This window comes from Hyphomicrobium sp., from assembly GCF_036262015.1.
Lineage (GTDB): Bacteria > Pseudomonadota > Alphaproteobacteria > Rhizobiales > Hyphomicrobiaceae > Hyphomicrobium_C.
Genome location: NZ_DATAJR010000004.1, coordinates 508,617 through 525,024, shown reverse-complemented (window position 1 = coordinate 525,024; position 16,408 = coordinate 508,617). Strand labels below are relative to the sequence as shown.

The 16,408-nt window shown below is 62.0% G+C and carries 14 protein-coding genes and 1 tRNA gene; 5 read left to right on the top strand and 10 right to left on the bottom strand.

Annotated elements, in window-relative coordinates; all coding sequences use genetic code 11:
* Positions 1 to 8: 8 nt before the first annotated feature.
* The gene (locus tag VHO05_RS03445; RefSeq protein ID WP_414653683.1) at positions 9 to 1,919 is read right to left on the bottom strand and encodes a potassium transporter Kup; all 1,911 of its coding nucleotides are present in this window, start codon (positions 1,917 to 1,919) and stop codon (positions 9 to 11) included.
* 263 nt (positions 1,920 to 2,182) lie between these two features.
* The gene (locus VHO05_RS03440; protein ID WP_329645213.1) at positions 2,183 to 4,054 is read right to left on the bottom strand and encodes a M3 family oligoendopeptidase; all 1,872 of its coding nucleotides are present in this window, start codon (positions 4,052 to 4,054) and stop codon (positions 2,183 to 2,185) included.
* Between the two features lie 300 nt (positions 4,055 to 4,354).
* Here VHO05_RS03440 and VHO05_RS03435 point away from each other — a divergent pair, with 300 nt between their 5' ends.
* The 3 genes from VHO05_RS03435 to VHO05_RS03425 all read left to right on the top strand — a co-directional run bounded on the left by VHO05_RS03435 (position 4,355) and on the right by VHO05_RS03425 (position 9,708).
* Positions 4,355 to 5,863: a sigma-54 dependent transcriptional regulator gene (locus tag VHO05_RS03435; RefSeq protein WP_329645212.1), complete on the top strand. Its 1,509-nt coding sequence runs from the start codon at positions 4,355 to 4,357 to the stop codon at positions 5,861 to 5,863.
* 208 nt (positions 5,864 to 6,071) lie between these two features.
* Positions 6,072 to 8,003 carry a L,D-transpeptidase family protein gene (locus VHO05_RS03430; protein ID WP_329645211.1) on the top strand — a complete coding sequence of 644 codons (1,932 nt, stop codon included), beginning with the start codon at positions 6,072 to 6,074 and terminating at the stop codon, positions 8,001 to 8,003.
* Positions 8,004 to 8,229: 226 nt separating this feature from the next.
* A complete protein-coding gene (locus VHO05_RS03425; protein ID WP_329645210.1) occupies positions 8,230 to 9,708 on the top strand; it encodes a DUF882 domain-containing protein in 1,479 nt (492 codons plus the stop codon).
* Here VHO05_RS03425 and VHO05_RS03420 read toward each other — a convergent pair.
* The 4 genes from VHO05_RS03420 to VHO05_RS03405 form a co-directional block, all read right to left on the bottom strand.
* Positions 9,689 to 10,648, bottom strand: a complete 960-nt coding sequence (locus tag VHO05_RS03420; protein WP_329645209.1) for a hydrogen peroxide-inducible genes activator — start codon at positions 10,646 to 10,648, stop codon at positions 9,689 to 9,691. The genes VHO05_RS03425 and VHO05_RS03420 overlap by 20 nt on opposite strands.
* A gap of 223 nt (positions 10,649 to 10,871) precedes the next feature.
* Complete coding sequence (locus VHO05_RS03415) at positions 10,872 to 11,174, bottom strand: DUF2312 domain-containing protein (protein ID WP_329645208.1); 303 nt, start codon at positions 11,172 to 11,174, stop codon at positions 10,872 to 10,874.
* Between the two features lie 154 nt (positions 11,175 to 11,328).
* A complete protein-coding gene (locus VHO05_RS03410; protein WP_329645207.1) occupies positions 11,329 to 11,640 on the bottom strand; it encodes a DUF1244 domain-containing protein in 312 nt (103 codons plus the stop codon).
* A gap of 12 nt (positions 11,641 to 11,652) precedes the next feature.
* The gene (locus VHO05_RS03405; RefSeq protein ID WP_329645206.1) at positions 11,653 to 12,477 is read right to left on the bottom strand and encodes an N-formylglutamate amidohydrolase; all 825 of its coding nucleotides are present in this window, start codon (positions 12,475 to 12,477) and stop codon (positions 11,653 to 11,655) included.
* Between the two features lie 197 nt (positions 12,478 to 12,674).
* Here VHO05_RS03405 and VHO05_RS03400 point away from each other — a divergent pair, with 197 nt between their 5' ends.
* Both VHO05_RS03400 and pyk read left to right on the top strand, forming a co-directional pair.
* On the top strand, positions 12,675 to 13,112 hold the full coding sequence (locus VHO05_RS03400) for a DUF1036 domain-containing protein (RefSeq protein WP_329645205.1): 438 nt from the start codon (positions 12,675 to 12,677) through the stop codon (positions 13,110 to 13,112).
* Positions 13,109 to 14,617 carry a pyruvate kinase gene (pyk, locus tag VHO05_RS03395; RefSeq protein ID WP_329645204.1) on the top strand — a complete coding sequence of 503 codons (1,509 nt, stop codon included), beginning with the start codon at positions 13,109 to 13,111 and terminating at the stop codon, positions 14,615 to 14,617. Before VHO05_RS03400 ends, pyk begins: the two co-directional genes overlap by 4 nt.
* An 84-nt stretch (positions 14,618 to 14,701) precedes the next feature.
* Here pyk and VHO05_RS03390 read toward each other — a convergent pair whose 3' ends face one another.
* The 4 genes from VHO05_RS03390 to cpdR form a co-directional block, all read right to left on the bottom strand.
* Entirely contained in the window at positions 14,702 to 15,421 is a 720-nt protein-coding gene (locus tag VHO05_RS03390) for a tetratricopeptide repeat protein (protein WP_329645203.1), read from the bottom strand.
* 136 nt (positions 15,422 to 15,557) lie between these two features.
* Complete coding sequence (ykgO, locus tag VHO05_RS03385; RefSeq protein ID WP_009799155.1) at positions 15,558 to 15,683, bottom strand: type B 50S ribosomal protein L36; 126 nt, start codon at positions 15,681 to 15,683, stop codon at positions 15,558 to 15,560.
* A gap of 29 nt (positions 15,684 to 15,712) precedes the next feature.
* Positions 15,713 to 15,787, bottom strand: a tRNA-Val gene (locus tag VHO05_RS03380).
* 127 nt (positions 15,788 to 15,914) lie between these two features.
* A complete protein-coding gene (cpdR, locus tag VHO05_RS03375; RefSeq protein WP_329645422.1) occupies positions 15,915 to 16,274 on the bottom strand; it encodes a cell cycle two-component system response regulator CpdR in 360 nt (119 codons plus the stop codon).
* Positions 16,275 to 16,408 lie beyond the last annotated feature (134 nt).

Genomic DNA, 16,408 nt, shown 5'->3' with positions numbered 1-16,408 from the left:
AGGCTTGCCTAGATCGCAACCTGGGTTCCGACTTCGACCACGCGATCGGTCGGAATCTTGAAGTATGTAGTTGCGTCCTCGGCCGTTCGCGCGAGCCAGATGAACAGCTTTTCCTGCCAGCGCGGCATTTCCGAACGCGTGGTGGTTCGTAGCGACCGCCGCGAGAGGAAGAACGATGTCGCCCCGATGTCGATGTTCAGGTCCTTGCGCCGGCAGCTCTCGAGGATCTTCGGAATACTCGGCGTTTCCATGAAGCCATACGACGCGATGACGCGAATGAATGTCTCGTTGGAGCGGTCTATTTCGACGCGCTCGTGACGCGGCACGCGCGGCGTTTCCTCGGTCCGGATCGAAAGCACGAGATTTCGCTCGTGCAAGACACGGTTGTGTTTCAAGTTGTGCATCAGTGCCGTCGGCGCCGCGTTGACGTCCGATGTCAGGAAGATGGCGGTGCCGGGAACACGTGTCGGTGGTTTGGCCTCCAGCTTGCGGACAAGCCAGTCGAGATCGGCCTCGTTGCGGCGGGTGATCTTGGCGAGAATTCCGTACCCCCTCACCCAGGTGAACATGATCAGGCTCAGCACGCCGGCGATAGCCAGCGGCACCCACGCTCCCTCGAAAAGCTTCAGGATGTTGGCCGCAAAGAACGTCTGCTCGATGATAAGCAGCGGAATCATGAGACCGGCGGCCTTCCAGAGCGGCCAGCGCCAGTATTTCCAGACAACGAAGAACGCCATCAGCGTATCGATGACAAGCGCGGCGGTGACGGAAATGCCATATGCGCTTGCGAGGTGGGATGAGCTCTTAAAGCTCACAATGGCGATGACGACGCCGACGAGCAGCAGCCAGTTGACCCGCGGCAGGTAGATCTGGCCAGCCATGCTTTCCGAGGTATGCCGGATTGCAAAGCGCGGCAAGATTCCGAGCTGAATCGCTTGCCGCGCCAGCGAGAACGCTCCGGTGATGACGGCCTGGCTTGCGATCACCGTCGCGCAGGTGGCGAGGATCACCATCGGCACCAGCGCCCACTCGGGATAAAGCAGATAGAACGGGTTCTGCAGCGCCTCGGCGTTCGACAGCACGAGAGCCCCTTGTCCGAGATAGTTCAACATCAGGGCGGGTAGAACAAAGGTGAACCAGGCGGCTTGGATCGGGCGGCGGCCGAAATGGCCGAGGTCAGCATAGAGGGCTTCCGCACCCGTCACGGCCAGAAAGGTAAGCCCCAAGACGGTGAGCCCGAGCATGCCGTGCGTCAGCAAGAAGCGCACGCCGTACCACGGATTGAGCGCGCTGATCACGCTCGGATTGTCGAAAATGTGGAGCAGCCCGCCAACCGCAAGTGCCAGGAACCACAGCATGGTGAGAGGCCCAAAGAACTGGGCAACCCTGGCGGTGCCATGCGACTGAACGGCGAACAACCCCACTATGATAACTAGCGCAATAGGAACGACCCATTGCGTGAAGGCCGGAGAGACAAGCTTCAAACCTTCAACGGCGGACAACACCGAGATCGCCGGCGTGATGACCGCATCGCCATAGAAAAATGAGGCGCCGGCAATACCCAGAGCCAGGATCAGCGGAGAACTTCGCTTGGCGACCGACTGGCCGAGCGCCATGAGGGCGAATGTACCGCCCTCACCCTTATTGTCCGCTCTCAGAAGCACGAGCACGTACTTCAGGGTGACGATGAGGATCAGCGACCAGAAGATGAGGGAGAGGACACCGAAGACCGCTTCGGAGTTGGCAGGACTCCCGTGGCTCGCCGCGTGCACCGCTTCGCGAAAAGCGTATAGGGGGCTCGTACCGATGTCACCGAAGACAACGCCCACAGATCCGACGACGAGCGTCCAAAATTGAGCATCGCGCGACGTTTCGCCGATCTCGCCACCGACATCGGCGGCCTTGGGGCGTGCCACGATTAGGCCTCTTCAACTGCGCTGCTTTGAGCAGCAATTTTCGGCGCTTATACGCCTGTTCCATAACGCCTGTAAGCGGGCAAATTAGAGGGACGTGGCACGGTTTCGTCTTGACTTCGGCTCGGACAGGTCCGCAGCCGGCCCACGCGAAACGTCACGTTGTCACAAATTGGTCGCTGTGGACTCCCCCCCGTTGGTCACGCAAAGGCGGCGCCGCAGGTTTCTGCAACGCCGCCTTGAACGTTTGAACGGGCGGGTGAGTTGCCTCAGGCCACCGACTTTTCCATGGCCTCCAGTTCGTCGATCATGCCCTCGATCACCTTGAGGCCCTTGGACCAGAAGGCAGGGTCCGTTGCGTCGAGGCCGAAGGGCGCCAACAGCTCCGAGTGATGCTTGGAGCCGCCGGCCTTCAGAAGATCGAAGTACTTGGTGACGAAGCCCGGATGCGCCTCCTGGTAGAGCCCATAGAGCGAGTTCACCAGGCAGTCGCCGAATGCATAGGCGTAGACGTAGAACGGCGAATTGATGAAGTGCGGAATGTAGGTCCAGAACACTTCGTAGCCGGGCTTCAGGTCAATTGCCGGACCGAGGCTCTCGCGCTGGACCTCAAGCCAGAAGGTATTGATCTGCTCGCTCGTCAACTCACCCTGGCGGCGTGCCTCGTGCACCTTACGCTCGAAGAGGTAGAACGCGATCTGGCGCACGACCGTGTTCAGCATGTCTTCGACCTTGGCGGCGATCATCGCCTTCTTCTCGCGCGGGCTCTTGGTCTTGGCGAGAAGCGCACGGAACGTCAGCATTTCACCGAACACGGAGGCCGTTTCAGCGAGCGTCAACGGTGTCGGCGCCAGCAGCGGACCCTGGGCGCGCGCCAGCATCTGATGCACACCATGGCCCAGTTCATGTGCGAGCGTCATCACATCGCGCGGCTTGCCCTGGTAGTTCATCAGCACGTACGGATGAACTGACGGCACGGTAGCGGCAGAGAACGCACCCTGCGTCTTCCCCTCGCGCAGAGGCGCATCGATCCAACGCTTGTCGAAGAACTCCTTGGCGAGGTTCGCCATGTCAGGCGCGAATGCGCCATATGCTTCGAGCACGACGCCCTCGGCCTCGGCCCATGTGAAAATCTGCTCCGGCTTGTCCGGCAGCGGCGCGTTGCGGTCCCAGTGGGACAGCCGATCCATGCCGAGCCACTTGGCCTTCATGGCGTAGTAGCGATGCGACAGCTTCGGATAGGCCGCGCGCACACTCTCGACCAGCGCATCGACTACCGGCGCCTCGACGCGGTTCGCGAGATGACGGCTATCGGCGACATCCTTGAAACCGCGCCAGCGGTCGGAGATCTCCTTGTCCTTAGCAAGCGTGTTGGTGATCAGCGTGAAGAGGCGAATGTTGTCTTTGAAGACCTTGGCGAGCGCATCCGCCGCGGCGTGACGGCGCGGCTCGGCCGGATCCGATAGAAGGTTCAGTGTCGCTTCGAGAGCCTGCGGCTGTTCCTCGCCGTCGACGGTGAAGCGCAGGCCCGTCATGGTCTCACTGAAGAGACGATTGAAGGCACCGCGACCCGTCTGTCCCTTTTCGGTAAACAGCTGCTCGAGCTTCTCGTCGAGCTGGTAGGGCTTCTCCTTGCGAAGATCCTCGAGCCAGGGCTTGAAGCGCGCGAGTTTGGCGTTGCCCACCGTGGCCTTCTCGAGCGCTGCTTCATCGATCTGATTGAGCTCCAGCTCCACAAAGATCAGATCGGTCGAAATCTTGGTCAGCTTCTCCGAAAGATCGCCATAGAATTTTGCGCGCGCAGGGTCGGCCTGATTGGCGGCGTAAAGCAAGCCGGCATAGGAGCCGAGCTTGCCCATCAGATCCGACAGCCGCTCGTATGCCGCGATGGCGTCTGCGAGCTTGGCGCCGTCGTTCGTCAAGCTTGCGAGTTTGCCCTGATAGCTTTCCTTGATCCGCTTCGCTTCGGCCGCGGCGCGATCGAGGTCGCGCTGGACGTTAGGGTCGTCCATGCCCTTGTAGAGATCGGACAGATCCCATTCGGGAATGGGGCCGAGATCGCGTGCCTCGGCGCTTGCTCCTCCCTGGGACTTTGCCCAGACAAAGTTCGAAAACGAGGGGGCGCGCGAGATCGGCGTCATCAGTAACTCCAGTGGATATGGGAGAGATCGTTCCTAATTTGCGGGCTCCCGCGCCCAAGTTCAAGCGGCAATGGTTGGGCGGCTTTTAGCGCTCGACACCTGCAAACGCGTCCAAATCGTGAGCGCTGCGGCACATATGACCAAAAAAGGTTCAAGGTGAGCGGCTTGGAAAGAGCTTGTTTACCGTTGTGGGGCAATCTTGGCGCGAGTTGAGTTGCCGGTCGACCTCGCCCATCCGGTTGAGCGTTTCGCGTCGAAGGCCGGCATTTTGTTCCAGTTCGTGTTGTGTACGAGTGCTTCATGGCCAAGCGTATCCTTATCGTCGATGACGATCCTGCCCAGCGCCGCATTCTCGAAGAGACCGTCAAGCGGTTCGGTTTCGAAACCCGGTCGACAAACTCCGGCGAGCAAGCGCTCGAGGTCCTAGAGGGATCCGACCGCAACAGCATCTCTCTCGTTCTTCTCGATCTCGTCATGCCCGGCATCGGCGGCATGGCCGTTCTCGAACGATTGAAGGGCAAAGCCTCTCCGCCTGTCATCGTATTGACCGCCAATGGTTCCGTTGACACGGCTATCAGTGCCATCCGGCTCGGTGCCGTCGACTTCGTGATCAAGCCGGCGTCTCCCGAGCGTCTCGAAGTCTCCATGAAGAGCGCGATGAAGATCGAGGCGCTCTCCGAAGAGATCACACGCATCAAAAAGAAGAGCGAAGGTACGCTGACCTTCAACGATCTCATTATTCGCGGCGATGGCATGCAGCGGGTGATCGGGCTCGGCAAGCGTGCGGCGACCTCGTCCATCCCTGTGTTGATCGAAGGTGAGAGCGGCGTCGGCAAGGAGCTGATCGCTCGCGCCGTCCAGGGTGAGAGCGAGCGGGCCGGACGTCCCTTCGTTACCGTCAACTGTGGCGCCATCCCCGAGAACCTGGTTGAAAGCATCCTGTTCGGACACGAAAAGGGTGCATTCACGGGCGCCGTCGAGCGCCGCGTCGGCAAGTTCCAGGAAGCGGACGGCGGAACGCTCTTCCTCGACGAGATCGGCGAGCTTCCGCTTGACGCTCAGGTCAAGCTTCTGCGTGCGCTGCAGGAAGGCGAGATCGATCCGGTCGGCTCGAAGAAGCCGATCAAGGTCAACTTCCGCCTCGTGTCGGCGACTAACCGCGACATGATCCAGCTCGTCAAAGAGGGCAAGTTCCGCGAGGATCTTTACTACCGCCTCAACGTGTTCCCGATCTGGGTGCCGCCTTTGCGCGAGCGCCGTGAGGACGTTCCGGAGCTGGCCCAGCACTTCCTCGCCCGCTTCAGTGCTGAGGAAGGCAAGCGCATCAGCGGCTTCACCGACGACGCGATGCGGATGCTGACGACCTATGACTGGCCGGGCAACGTGCGCCAGCTCGAGAACGCAATCTTCCGTGCCGTCGTGCTGGCGGACGGGTCCGAACTTTCGGTCGCCGAGTTCCCTCAGATCGCGAGCCAGGTCGAAGGTTACTTCGCCGAGATCCCGCCTGCGCCGGCCAGCCTGCAAAAGCCGCCGGCCTACACGGGCCCCGCTCTCCTAGGTGCTGAGGATACCATTCCCCAGACGGTCGAGGTGCGCCCGGGCAACAGCGGCGCATCGTCCCTCGGCATTCCGGCCGTCACGGAGAGCGGCGAGATCCGCGCGCTCGAAGACATCGAGGCCGACATGATCCGTCTCGCTCTCGGCCGCTACCGCGGTCACATGACGGAAGTGGCCAAGCGTCTCAAGATCGGCCGGTCGACGCTCTACCGGAAGATGCAGGAGTACGGTCTCGAACCGCGTGTGAACTGATCAATCGGGGTTTCCCCTCCCCCGACCCGCGGCGGCGCCTTCGTCCAGACGGATGACGGCGCCGCTGTGTTTTCGGCCGTCAATCACAATTCCACAACAGTCCTCGGCCAAAGTTTCGCGCGACGGAGTGTGACGGCGTTCCCGACTTCTCATCCTGCGACGCCTCAGCTAGCTTCGCGCCGGGGATTGACGCACGGGGGAACAGGTCATGCGTTACGGGTCCAAGATCGCCGGTTCGTTCGGCGCGCTTTGTCTTGCGGCTGTCATGATGTCCGGCGTGGGCCACGCCGATCCCTCCGAACAACCCGCCGCCCAACCGCCGCCTGCTCCCGTCACGGCGACGCCTGCTCCTTCGGCCGACGTACCTGCGGCTGCTCCTGCTCCGCAGACACCACCTGCTGCCGTGGCTCCTGCCGAGACGGCACCGGCGCCTGTCGCCGCTCCGGCCCCTCCCGTTGCCCCCTCATCGCCCGAGATCGCTGCGCCTCAGGCGGCTCAGCCCGCACCTCCGGCGAAGCCCCTGCTCGGTGCCCTCGTCCGCTCGCGCATCGACGCACTTCCTGGCGACCGCTCCGAGATCGAGCGGCAGGAGGCGACGGTCCTCAAAGCCTTCTACGAGGCTCGCGGCGACAAGCCGTTGTGGATCGCGGACAGCGCGCTCAACGATCAGGCCGTTTTGGCCATTGCTGAAATCAAAAAGGCGAACGACTGGGGGCTGGACGCGAAGGTGTTCGCGCTGCCGGATGCGACTAATGTCAAGTCGGAAGAGACAGCGGCCGAAGCAGAGCTCACGCTATCGATCGCGGCTCTCACCTATGCGCGCCATGCGCGAGGCGGGCGCATCGAGGATCCGGCGACGCAGCTGTCGTCGTATCTTGATCGCAAGCCGCAGCTTCTCGATCCCAAGGCCGTGCTCGACAAGCTCGCTCAGTCCACCGCCCCCGATGCGACCCTGCGCAGCTTTCATCCGCAGCATCCGCAGTTCGAAAAGCTGCGCCAGCACTACCTCGCACTCTTGAAGTCGGCCGATGCCGCGGCGGAGATCGTGCGGCTGCCAAAGGGTCCGGCGCTGTCGCCCGGGCAGCGTCACCCGCACGTCGCCCTCCTTCGTCAGCGGCTTAAGGTTGCCGCTCAAGACGCCGCCAGCGAAGACCTCTACGACGAGCCGCTAGCCGTCGCGGTCAAAGCCTTCCAAAGCGAAAAGGGCCTTTCGCCCGATGGCATCGTCGGCGCGGGATCGCGTGCGGCGCTCAACGATATCGACATGCCGAACCCCGAGAAAGTCCGCGCCAACATGGAAATGTGGCGCTGGATTCCGGATGACCTCGGCGCCAATCATGTCTGGGTCAACATTCCCGAGTTCACGTTCCAGTTCGTGCATGATGGCAAGATCGTGCACGAGGAGCGCATCATCTCCGGTCTCGTCGACAAGCAGACGCCGACCTTCACCGCGGACATGGATATGGTGACGTTTCACCCGCGGTGGAACGTGCCGGACTCGATCAAAGTGCGGGAGCTCTATCCGAGCCTCGCACGCGGCGGCACCTACTTCGAAAAGCAAGGACTGCGCATGACGCGCAACGGACGTCCGGTCGATCCGTCCTACGTCGACTGGGGTTCAACGGATATCCGCCAGTACGATGTGCAGCAGCCGCCTGGCCCCACCAATGTGCTCGGCAAGTTCAAGTTCACGTTCCACAACAAGCACATCGTCTACATGCACGATACGACGACGAAGACCCTCTTCGACAAGACGAGCCGGGCGTTCAGCCATGGCTGCGTGCGCGTTCGCAATCCGCAGAGGTTCGCCGAGCTGGTGCTTGCCGCCGACAAGGGCTGGACGCCGGAGCAGGTCGCCGAAATCGCCGGCGGGCCGGCGATCGAGAACCCGATTCCGCTTCAATCCAAGATCCCTGTGCACATCGTGTACTTCACCGAACGCGTGACCGACACCGGCGAGGTGATGCGCTTCAAGGATGTTTACGGGCATGAGGAGCGCGTGGTGCTGGCGCTGCAGGGCCGTTTCGATGCGATTGCACGCGGGGCTGACCATCTGGCCCCCGTCAGCTATCCGAAGCCGCAGTACGCGGCCGGCAACCCGCTCGAAACTTTCATGAATAATCTGTTCGGCGGATTTTAAGATTTAGCCAGTCAAATTAACCCTAGGCCCGGACTTCACGTTCGGGCCAGGGCAATTGCCCTTTTTATGCCGCGGGCAAGCCCTCTTCATCGCGCATTCCAGGGTTACCAACCGTTAATCAACGGGGGCGTAAAGCCTTAACCTTGGCAATCTCGACGGGGGATTTCTATTGGGCGTATGGGCGGGACACACCTGCCGGTTTCTCGGACTCGGCGCGGCGCTCTTCATGACCGCGGCCTCGCAGGTCGCGAGCGCGTGGGCCGGCGATGACCGCACGATCTCCTTCTTCCACATCCATACGAAGGAAACGCTGACCATCCAATACAAAAGGGATGGGCGCTTCCTACCGGAGGCCATGGAGAAGATCAATTGGATCATGCGCGACTGGCGCGAGAACAAGTCCATCGCGATCGACCCCAACACCGTCGACATCATCTGGGAAATGCACCGCGAGCTCGGCTCGCGAGAACCCGTCAGCATCATCTGCGGCTATCGCTCGCAGGGAACGAACGAGATGCTGCGCAAGACGCGCGGCGGACAGGCGAGCCAGAGCCAGCACATCACCGGCAAGGCGATCGACATCGCGTTTCCCGACGTTCCCGTGCGGCGCCTGCGCTACTCGGCGATGATCCGCGAGCGCGGTGGCGTCGGTTACTATCCGACTTCCGGCATTCCGTTTGTCCATGTCGATACAGCACGCGTGCGCCACTGGCCGCGCATGGTGCGTGACGAGCTGGCTTTGTTGTTTCCGTCCGGCCGCTCCAAGCATGAGCCCTCGGACGGGCGCCCCATTTCGCCTGCAGACGTCAAGTCTGCCCGCGAGCGCCGCAAGGATCTCGTGCAGGAAGTCACCGCGTTCTATGCGCTTCGGGATGCGCCGAAGGGCGATATCCAGGTCGCGGAAGCGGTCGCGAAGTTGCCTGCTCCGCCGAAGCCCGCGCTCGCCGTGCGCCCGCCGCCGCCAGCCGCGAGCCAGCGCATGGCCGTTGGCGCACCGCTGCCGCCGGCCGCTGACGTTGCACCGGACGCGATGCCGTCAGTCGTAGCCGTGGCCGAGCCGAAACCCACGCTCGTCTCGGCGCCGAAGCCCGTCGACCGGCCGTCGAAGTTCGTCGCCAGACTTCCGGATTCTGACCGTTCACGGCTCGACATGCTGGTTCAGCTTGCGTCGCTTGAGGCCAAACCCGAACCGGCACCGCCAGCGCAACCGGCCAAGCTGATCACCGGATCGACGACAATGAAGACAGCGTCGATGACGCCGGACTGGCCATTCACGAAGGGCAAAGCGGTCACCGAGGCGCCTACAGCGGCACCTGCCTCCGCTCATCCCTTTGGAGATGGGACAACCGACTGGCGAAGCGGCTGGATGGCGGCGCCGGAATATGACGAAGATCATCCAGACGAGCTGTCGTATCGCCCGTTCGAGCTGGCGCCGTTGCTGACTGAGACGGCGTCGTTCGACGACCCTGCGCTTGCCACCATGGAGGCGCTCGACCCGTCAACGACGCTCGACGTGCTGGACGATGAAGGGACGGCGCTGCCGCTCCGTTTCGGAGCCGAGCACCAGCAAACTGCGATGGCGTGGGCACAGGAGTTCAGCGGCGAAGCCGTTCACCTCGACGCGATGACCGCAGCAGTTGAAGCACCGCTGCCTGCGCCGGATGCCCGCCTCGTCTCGCGCGCGGTCAAGACCCAGGCGCGCTGACCGGCCTGCGCGATCGCGTTCCAGAGCGCGCGACGACGAGCGGCCCTTCCTTCCATGCCTTGGTCACAAGACGCCCGAGTTCCTCGAAGTCCTGCGTTCTTGGCGATGTCGAACGCCAGACCAGGCCGATCGTGCGCGACGGCTCCGGTTCGACGAAGCGAACCAGCGTGATATCGCGTCCGCGTTCCTCGATGCAGATCGACAGTTCCGGAAGCAGGGTGATGCCGTAGCCAGCCGAGACCATCTCGACGATGGTGGCAAGGCTCGAAGCGCCGAATGTGTTGACCGCGTCGACCTGCTGCAGGTTGCAGTACGTCAGCGCCTGGTCGCGCAGACAATGCCCCTCCTCCAGCAACAAAAGCCGCTCGTGCTCGATCAGCTCCTTGGTTGCACGCACGCGCCCGGAAAGTTTCCGCTCCTTGGGAGCGGCGAGGAGGAACTTGTCCTCGAACAAAACCCGATTGGTGAGATCCGGATGCTTGACCGGAAGCGCGAGCAGAAGCACGTCGAGTTTGCCTTCCAGCAACTCGTCGGTCAGCACCTGCGTCTGAGTCTCGCGCACGTGGAGCTCGAGTTCAGGATACGCTTCGCGCAGCAACGGAAGCAGCGGTGGCAGCAGATATGGCGCGACAGAGGGGATGACTCCGAGCCTGAGCGTTCCGGCAAGGATGCTATTGGCGTGCTGGGCATAAGCCACGAGATCGCGGACGTCGCCGAGAATGCGCGAACAGCGCGCGGCGATCTCTTGTCCCTTCCCGGTCAGTTGAACGCCCGAGCGCGTACGCTCGACCAGCGCAAGCCCCAGGTTCTGTTCCATCTCGTGAATCTGCATGGAGAGCGCGGGCTGCGTCACGGCGCAAGCGTCGGCCGCGCGGCCGAAGTGCAGCTCACGCGCGAGCGCATCGAAATAGCGGATCTGTTTGAGTGTGACCTGCGTCATAAGGCGACCTGATCAGGAGAGAAACAAATAACGATTAGCCCTGATCTCTGCCGAGGTCTATGGTCGCAGAGTACAAACGATCGTGAACAGCGCGATTGTTGGAAAACATTCCCGGATACGGCAGGAGAAACTCAGGTTTCACCTCGTCGTTAGCGTCTCGGGCCGTGCGCCGAAGCGGCCCGAGACGTTTTATTTCCCTCAATATTGCGTTCGCGCGCGGGTTTTACTCGGCGGCGATCATGCGATCTGCTGCCGCCTCTGCGTCCGCCGACATGCCGCCCTCCAGCATGCCCAGCGCGTGCAGATAGACTTCGAGCACGCTTTCCTCTTCCTCCCGCTCGGTCTGGCTCTTCTTGCGCAGCCGAACGACCTGTCGAAGAATCTTCACGTCGAAACCGAGGCCTTTGGCTTCGAGATACTTGTCGCGAATGTCGCCCGACAGAGCCTTCTTCTCTTCCTCAAGACGCTCGATGCTCTCGATCATCTGCCGAAGCTGCTTCTGCGCAGAAGCCTGAAGCGTCGTCATGCCTTTACCCCCACTTCATCCTCATCGTGGATCCACCGGTTGCAGATCCCGTATGAAGCGGAGGCTAGGCTCCGGACGGCACAGCGGCAAGGCGAGGGGCGGCTTCATCCAGAGAGATTATTTCCTGTGGATGAGAATGGAGCGCGGGCGCGACTCACTCTTTCGCGTGCGGCGTGTTCTTTGCGAAGGCTGCCGCGGCCTGAGGCGAAGCTTCCGTCTGATATTTTGCCTGCCATTCCTTGTACGGCATACCGTAGACAATCTCGCGGGCATCGTCTTTCGTGAGCGCGATACCGCGTTCGTCCGCTGCTTCCTTGTACCAGTTGGAGAGGCAGTTCCGGCAGAAGCCGGCGAGATTCATCAGATCGATGTTCTGGACGTCCGTGCGCTCCCGCAAATGCGCGACGAGGCGGCGATAGGCGGCGGCTTCCAGCTCGACGGTCGTCTTTGGGTCAATGTCGGCCATCCGCTCTTCCTTTCAATCGGTGTGAGATCCGTAGTGCTGAACCCGCCTTAAATCGGCATTTGTATTGGCCTGTGCAAGGATGTTCCGCAGCGCTTCCGCGAGTCTTTGCGCCCATTCGGCTTGTCCCTCTTCGGAAACGATGAGGTCTTGGCGGATTTCGACGATGGCGTGAGCAAGGCCGCGCGAAGTTCCGTGGCGCCAGAGGCAGTCCCCCTTGAGACGTCCCGAGTAGGGCTCGTTGTCTCCAACGACCGATGTCGGATCCTTTCTCAACTCCTGGAGCAGCGGGACGGCAAGGCGCGGGTCCTTGTCCCAGAGCACCGCCGCATGCCAGGGTCGCGCGACCCCGCGCCAGCCCGGCGTGAAGCTATGAACCGAGAGGAGGATCGGGATCACGCCTTTGTTCAACGTATGATCTATGAGGTTCGCGATTTCGGCGTGATAGGGACGGTAGTAGCGCCCTATGCGTTTTGCGCGCTCCTCGGTGCTCAACACGCGATTGCCGGGGACGATCGCGCCATCCGAAAAGCGCATGATGAGCGTAGGGTCATCCTCGCCACGATTGCAGTCTATCAGGAGGCGGGACAGCCGTGTCATGACGGCGGGTGCCCCCAGCGAAGCCGCCAGCCGTTCGGTCACACCTTTCGCACCGATGTCGTAAGCGATGTGGCGCTGAAGCTCGGATGGGGGCAAACCCAATGCGCCGTATTCTCCCGGCAACGTGTTTTCCGCATGATCGCACAGCAGAACAACTCCCACGTCCAGCCGGCCCGGCAAGCGGTTCAGCCCTTCGGCCAAACGGGGCTGGGCTTCGTCAAACGCCATTTCGGGTCGCATCGACACCTTTCCCTTTCCGTGGCTGCGCCCTCCAACAGGGGTTGCACAAAGTCACGTCCCGGCATTGAATGGCGCGGCCTTCGGGGGGCTCGCCCTCTCCAACCTCAAAGCTGCCGCTTTCATTGCCAACGTTTCGCCTTCCCAGCAAGGCGGTCGCGCCGGGTTCCTATGCGCGTCTCAGCGACACCCGTGAAACCATGATACGCAAAGCCCTCCCCCTGCCGATCGCAGCGGCCATCCTACTGTCCGTCTCGCCCCGGCTTGCCATGGCAGACCTCAAGTTCTGCAATGCCACGCACGGCCGTGTGGGGGTGTCGATCGGCTATCAGGACCCGGACGGTTGGGCGACCGAGGGGTGGTGGAACATCGCGTCGCAGTCCTGCGAAACCCTCTTGAAAGGGGCGGTGCCGAGCCGGTTTATCTACGTGCACGCCGTTGATTACGATCGCGGCGGTGAATGGGCGGGTACCAACTTCATGTGCACCGCCGACAAGTCTTTCTCCATCCGGGGTGTTCAGGATTGCCCGAAACGCGGCTATAAGCGCACGGGCTTTTTTGAAGTCGACACCGGAGAGGCAAAAGAGTGGACGGTCCGCCTCACCGATCCGGATAATAAAGAGGCAAAAGACAAATGAGACGCAAAAGGCGGGTCAAGATCGTCGCGACGCTAGGACCCGCGTCTTCCGCTCCCGAGGTGATCGAACGCCTCTTTCTTGCGGGAGCCGACGTTTTTCGCATCAACATGAGCCACTCGAGCCCGGAAACGGCCCATACGCTGGTCCGTGCGATCCGCGATGTCGCGGCTAAGCACCGCTGCTCGATCGGCGTTCTGTGCGACCTTCAGGGGCCCAAGTTTCGCCTCGGAGAGTTCGTCGACGGACGAGCCCTCGTCCAGGCGGGCGAGCATTTCCGGTTCGACCAGACGGGCGTGCCGGGCACATCCCAGCGCGTGAGCCTGCCCCATCCCGCCATCTTCGACGCGGTCAAACCGGGGCACATGCTCCTGATTGACGACGGCAAGTTGCGTATGCGCGTCGTTGAGGTCGACGGAAAAAGCATCGTTGCCGAGGTCGTGACCGGCGGCATCATGTCGAGCCGCAAGGGCATCAGCATGCCCGACACCGTGCTGCCCATCAGCCCGCTGACCGAGAAAGACCGCAAGGATCTCGATCTGGCGCTGAAGCTCGGCGCGGATTGGATCGCGCTTTCGTTCGTCCAGCGCGCCGAGGACATCATCGAGGCCAAAGCCATTATCGACGGCCGGGCCGCCGTGCTGGCCAAGATCGAGAAGCCCTCTGCGATCGACGAGATCGACGACATCATCGCAGCCGGCGACGCCTTCATGGTGGCTCGTGGCGATCTCGGTGTCGAACTGCCTGTCGAGCGTGTGCCCGGTTTGCAGAAGTACATCACGCGCAAAGCCCGTGCTGCAGGCAAACCGATCGTCGTTGCGACGCAGATGCTCGAAAGCATGACGTCGTCGCCGATGCCGACGCGCGCAGAAGTGTCCGACGTCGCAACGGCCGTGTTCGACGGCGCGGACGCGATCATGCTCTCGGGTGAATCCGCTGTCGGCCAGTATCCGGTCGAAACGATCGAGATGATGAGCCGTATCGCGCACGAGGTCGAACGCGACCCGAGCTACGATGCATTCATTCACGCCATCGAGTTTCCGCCCATGCCGACCGGCGCCGACGCCATCGCGGCGGCTGCGCATGCGATCTCGCAGACAGTCAAAGTCGCCGCGATCCTGTGCTACACGGCCACTGGCTCGACGGCGCTTCGCGTTGCGCGCGAGCGTCCGAACCTGCCGGTTATCGGCCTAACACCGATCGCGCGCACGGCGCAGCGGCTTGCCTTGGTGTGGGGCATCGAGACGGTTCTCACAGGCGATCCGGAAGATCTCGCGGACATGGTGCGCAAAGCGACGCGCATTGCCTACGAAGGGGGCTTCGTGAAGCCGGGCCAGGGTGTGGTCATCACCTGCGGCGTGCCGCTCGGTTCGCCTGGCGCGACCAATATGATCCGCCTTGCCTTCGTCGACGAGCATGGCCTCCCCGACGGCCACAGCCCGGACTATGTGCCGACGGGCGGCAAGGTGCCGGTCGAGCGGCGCACACCGCCGAAGATCGCGCCTTAGCGGATTTGCTTGCGCACCGCTGTCGTGATTATCCCGGAGCGCTTCCTGCGCGTCCGGGATTTTCATTTGTGGCTCTGGACGGCGCTAGATCCCCTGCCCCTCGACCTCGATCTTGAGCTCGTCGCGCGCCTTCTTGGCACCCGGCATGTTCGGATTCACTTTGAGCAGGCTTTCGTAAGCTTCCAGTGCGGCTTTCTTCTCACCGAGATGCTGCAGGATGTTGGCCAGCCCTTCGAGCGCCTTATAGTGGTGCGGCTCAAGCGCCAGGACGCGGCGCAGGTCGCCGAGGGCGCGTTTGTAGTCATTCTGCAGGTAAAAGAGATAAGCGCGCCGGTTCCAAGCCTCAGCGTAATCCGGCTGCAGCTCGACAGCCGCATTCAGGAGCTGCATCGCGAGGTCACGGCGCTGCACTTCGGTGGCTGCGGTCGCGCGCGCAACCAAGAGATCCGCTGTTGCACTTCCCGAATGCTGCCAGAGCTGTTCAACGGCGGCAGCGATTTCAGCTGCGGTCGTCTCGTCGGGCGCGGTCGCCAGGCGCGCGTAAAGCTCATCGAGAAGCTTGGTACGCTGCGCGGGCGTGTCTTCCTGGGCTTCCTTCTGAGGAGCGCCCTTCTGGCCCTGCGGAAGACCGCGAGACTCCGGAGCCGGGCTTGGAGCCGGCGCAGGAACCGGTGCCGGAACGGCACGTGGCTCGTCCGGCAAAGTAAGACCCGTTTGGGCCCATACGTTCGCCGGAGCCGCTGCAGTTACCAGCGCCACGGAGATAAGGCCGCTTACGCGGCGTCGAGTGTTCGAAGATGTCATGCGCCGAAGATAGGGACCTAGGGCTCATGCGTCAAAGGCGCCGAATGCCAAATCGAAATTGGCAAGCAAAACCGCCCGCACACCTCACTCGGTGCCGGGCGGATATTCCATTCGCTAACTTTGGAATCGCGCGTGACTAGCCCTGGCGCGCCTTGAAGCGACGCTGGGTCTTGTTGATCACGTAGATGCGACCCTTGCGGCGCACAAGGCGGTTGTCGCGATGACGCGACCGCAGGGACTTGAGAGAGTTTCTTACTTTCATTGTCGTACACCGTTTGCGGGCCAGGCGGATGGTGGGCACTAGAGGGATCGAACCTCTGACCCCTACCATGTCAAGGTAGTGCTCTACCGCTGAGCTAAGTGCCCATCCGTGCCGGGAAAGTCATTCGGAAGCGCCTCCTATACTGGCATTGCCTCTAGGAGGCAAGGGAGGAAACCAATTATCCGCGAAGGCGTCGCAGCCGGGGGCGGATTCCCCTGAAAAGCCTGGATTTCAGGCGGCTAGCAGCCGCTCGACCTCACGCACAAGGTCCTTGAGGTGGAAGGGTTTCGAGAGCACGCGCGCCTCCTTGGGCGCGGTGGTCTCGTTATTCAGGATCACGGCCGCGAAACCTGTGATGAACATGATCTTGAGCTCGGGATCAATCTCCGCAGCCCTTCTGGCGAGCTCGATGCCATCCATGCGCGGCATGACAATGTCGGTCAGCAGCAGGGTGAACGGCTCCTGCTGGATGCGCTCATAGGCCTCTTCGCCGTTTGCAAACGAGATGACCTCGTAACCGGCCTTGCCCAATGCACGCTCAAGAAAGCCGCGCATGGAGTCATCGTCCTCAGCCAGCAAAATTCTGCACATCGGCACACGAGAGGGCTTGGCGGTCATTGGATTTTATACTCGGAATGTCTACTTATCGATGGAAGCGCCAGAGCGCACATGAATCTGACGCCAGTTTGGTAAACGTAAGGTGAAGCCACAGCTCAACTGTGCGC

Bases quoted from the DNA above. Each gene is read 5' to 3' on its own strand.
- VHO05_RS03390 (WP_329645203.1), bottom strand. From the start codon at position 15,421: ATGACATCTTCGAACACTCGACGCCGCGTAAGCGGCCTTATCTCCGTG.
- VHO05_RS03405 (WP_329645206.1), bottom strand. From the start codon at position 12,477: ATGCGACCCGAAATGGCGTTTGACGAAGCCCAGCCCCGTTTGGCCGAA.
- cpdR (WP_329645422.1), bottom strand. From the start codon at position 16,274: ATGTGCAGAATTTTGCTGGCTGAGGACGATGACTCCATGCGCGGCTTT.
- VHO05_RS03440 (WP_329645213.1), bottom strand. From the start codon at position 4,054: ATGACGCCGATCTCGCGCGCCCCCTCGTTTTCGAACTTTGTCTGGGCA.
- VHO05_RS03430 (WP_329645211.1), top strand. From the start codon at position 6,072: ATGCGTTACGGGTCCAAGATCGCCGGTTCGTTCGGCGCGCTTTGTCTT.
- ykgO (WP_009799155.1), bottom strand. From the start codon at position 15,683: ATGAAAGTAAGAAACTCTCTCAAGTCCCTGCGGTCGCGTCATCGCGAC.
- VHO05_RS03420 (WP_329645209.1), bottom strand. From the start codon at position 10,648: ATGACGCAGGTCACACTCAAACAGATCCGCTATTTCGATGCGCTCGCG.
- VHO05_RS03435 (WP_329645212.1), top strand. From the start codon at position 4,355: ATGGCCAAGCGTATCCTTATCGTCGATGACGATCCTGCCCAGCGCCGC.
- VHO05_RS03400 (WP_329645205.1), top strand. From the start codon at position 12,675: ATGATACGCAAAGCCCTCCCCCTGCCGATCGCAGCGGCCATCCTACTG.
- VHO05_RS03410 (WP_329645207.1), bottom strand. From the start codon at position 11,640: ATGGCCGACATTGACCCAAAGACGACCGTCGAGCTGGAAGCCGCCGCC.
- pyk (WP_329645204.1), top strand. From the start codon at position 13,109: ATGAGACGCAAAAGGCGGGTCAAGATCGTCGCGACGCTAGGACCCGCG.
- VHO05_RS03425 (WP_329645210.1), top strand. From the start codon at position 8,230: ATGACCGCGGCCTCGCAGGTCGCGAGCGCGTGGGCCGGCGATGACCGC.
- VHO05_RS03415 (WP_329645208.1), bottom strand. From the start codon at position 11,174: ATGACGACGCTTCAGGCTTCTGCGCAGAAGCAGCTTCGGCAGATGATC.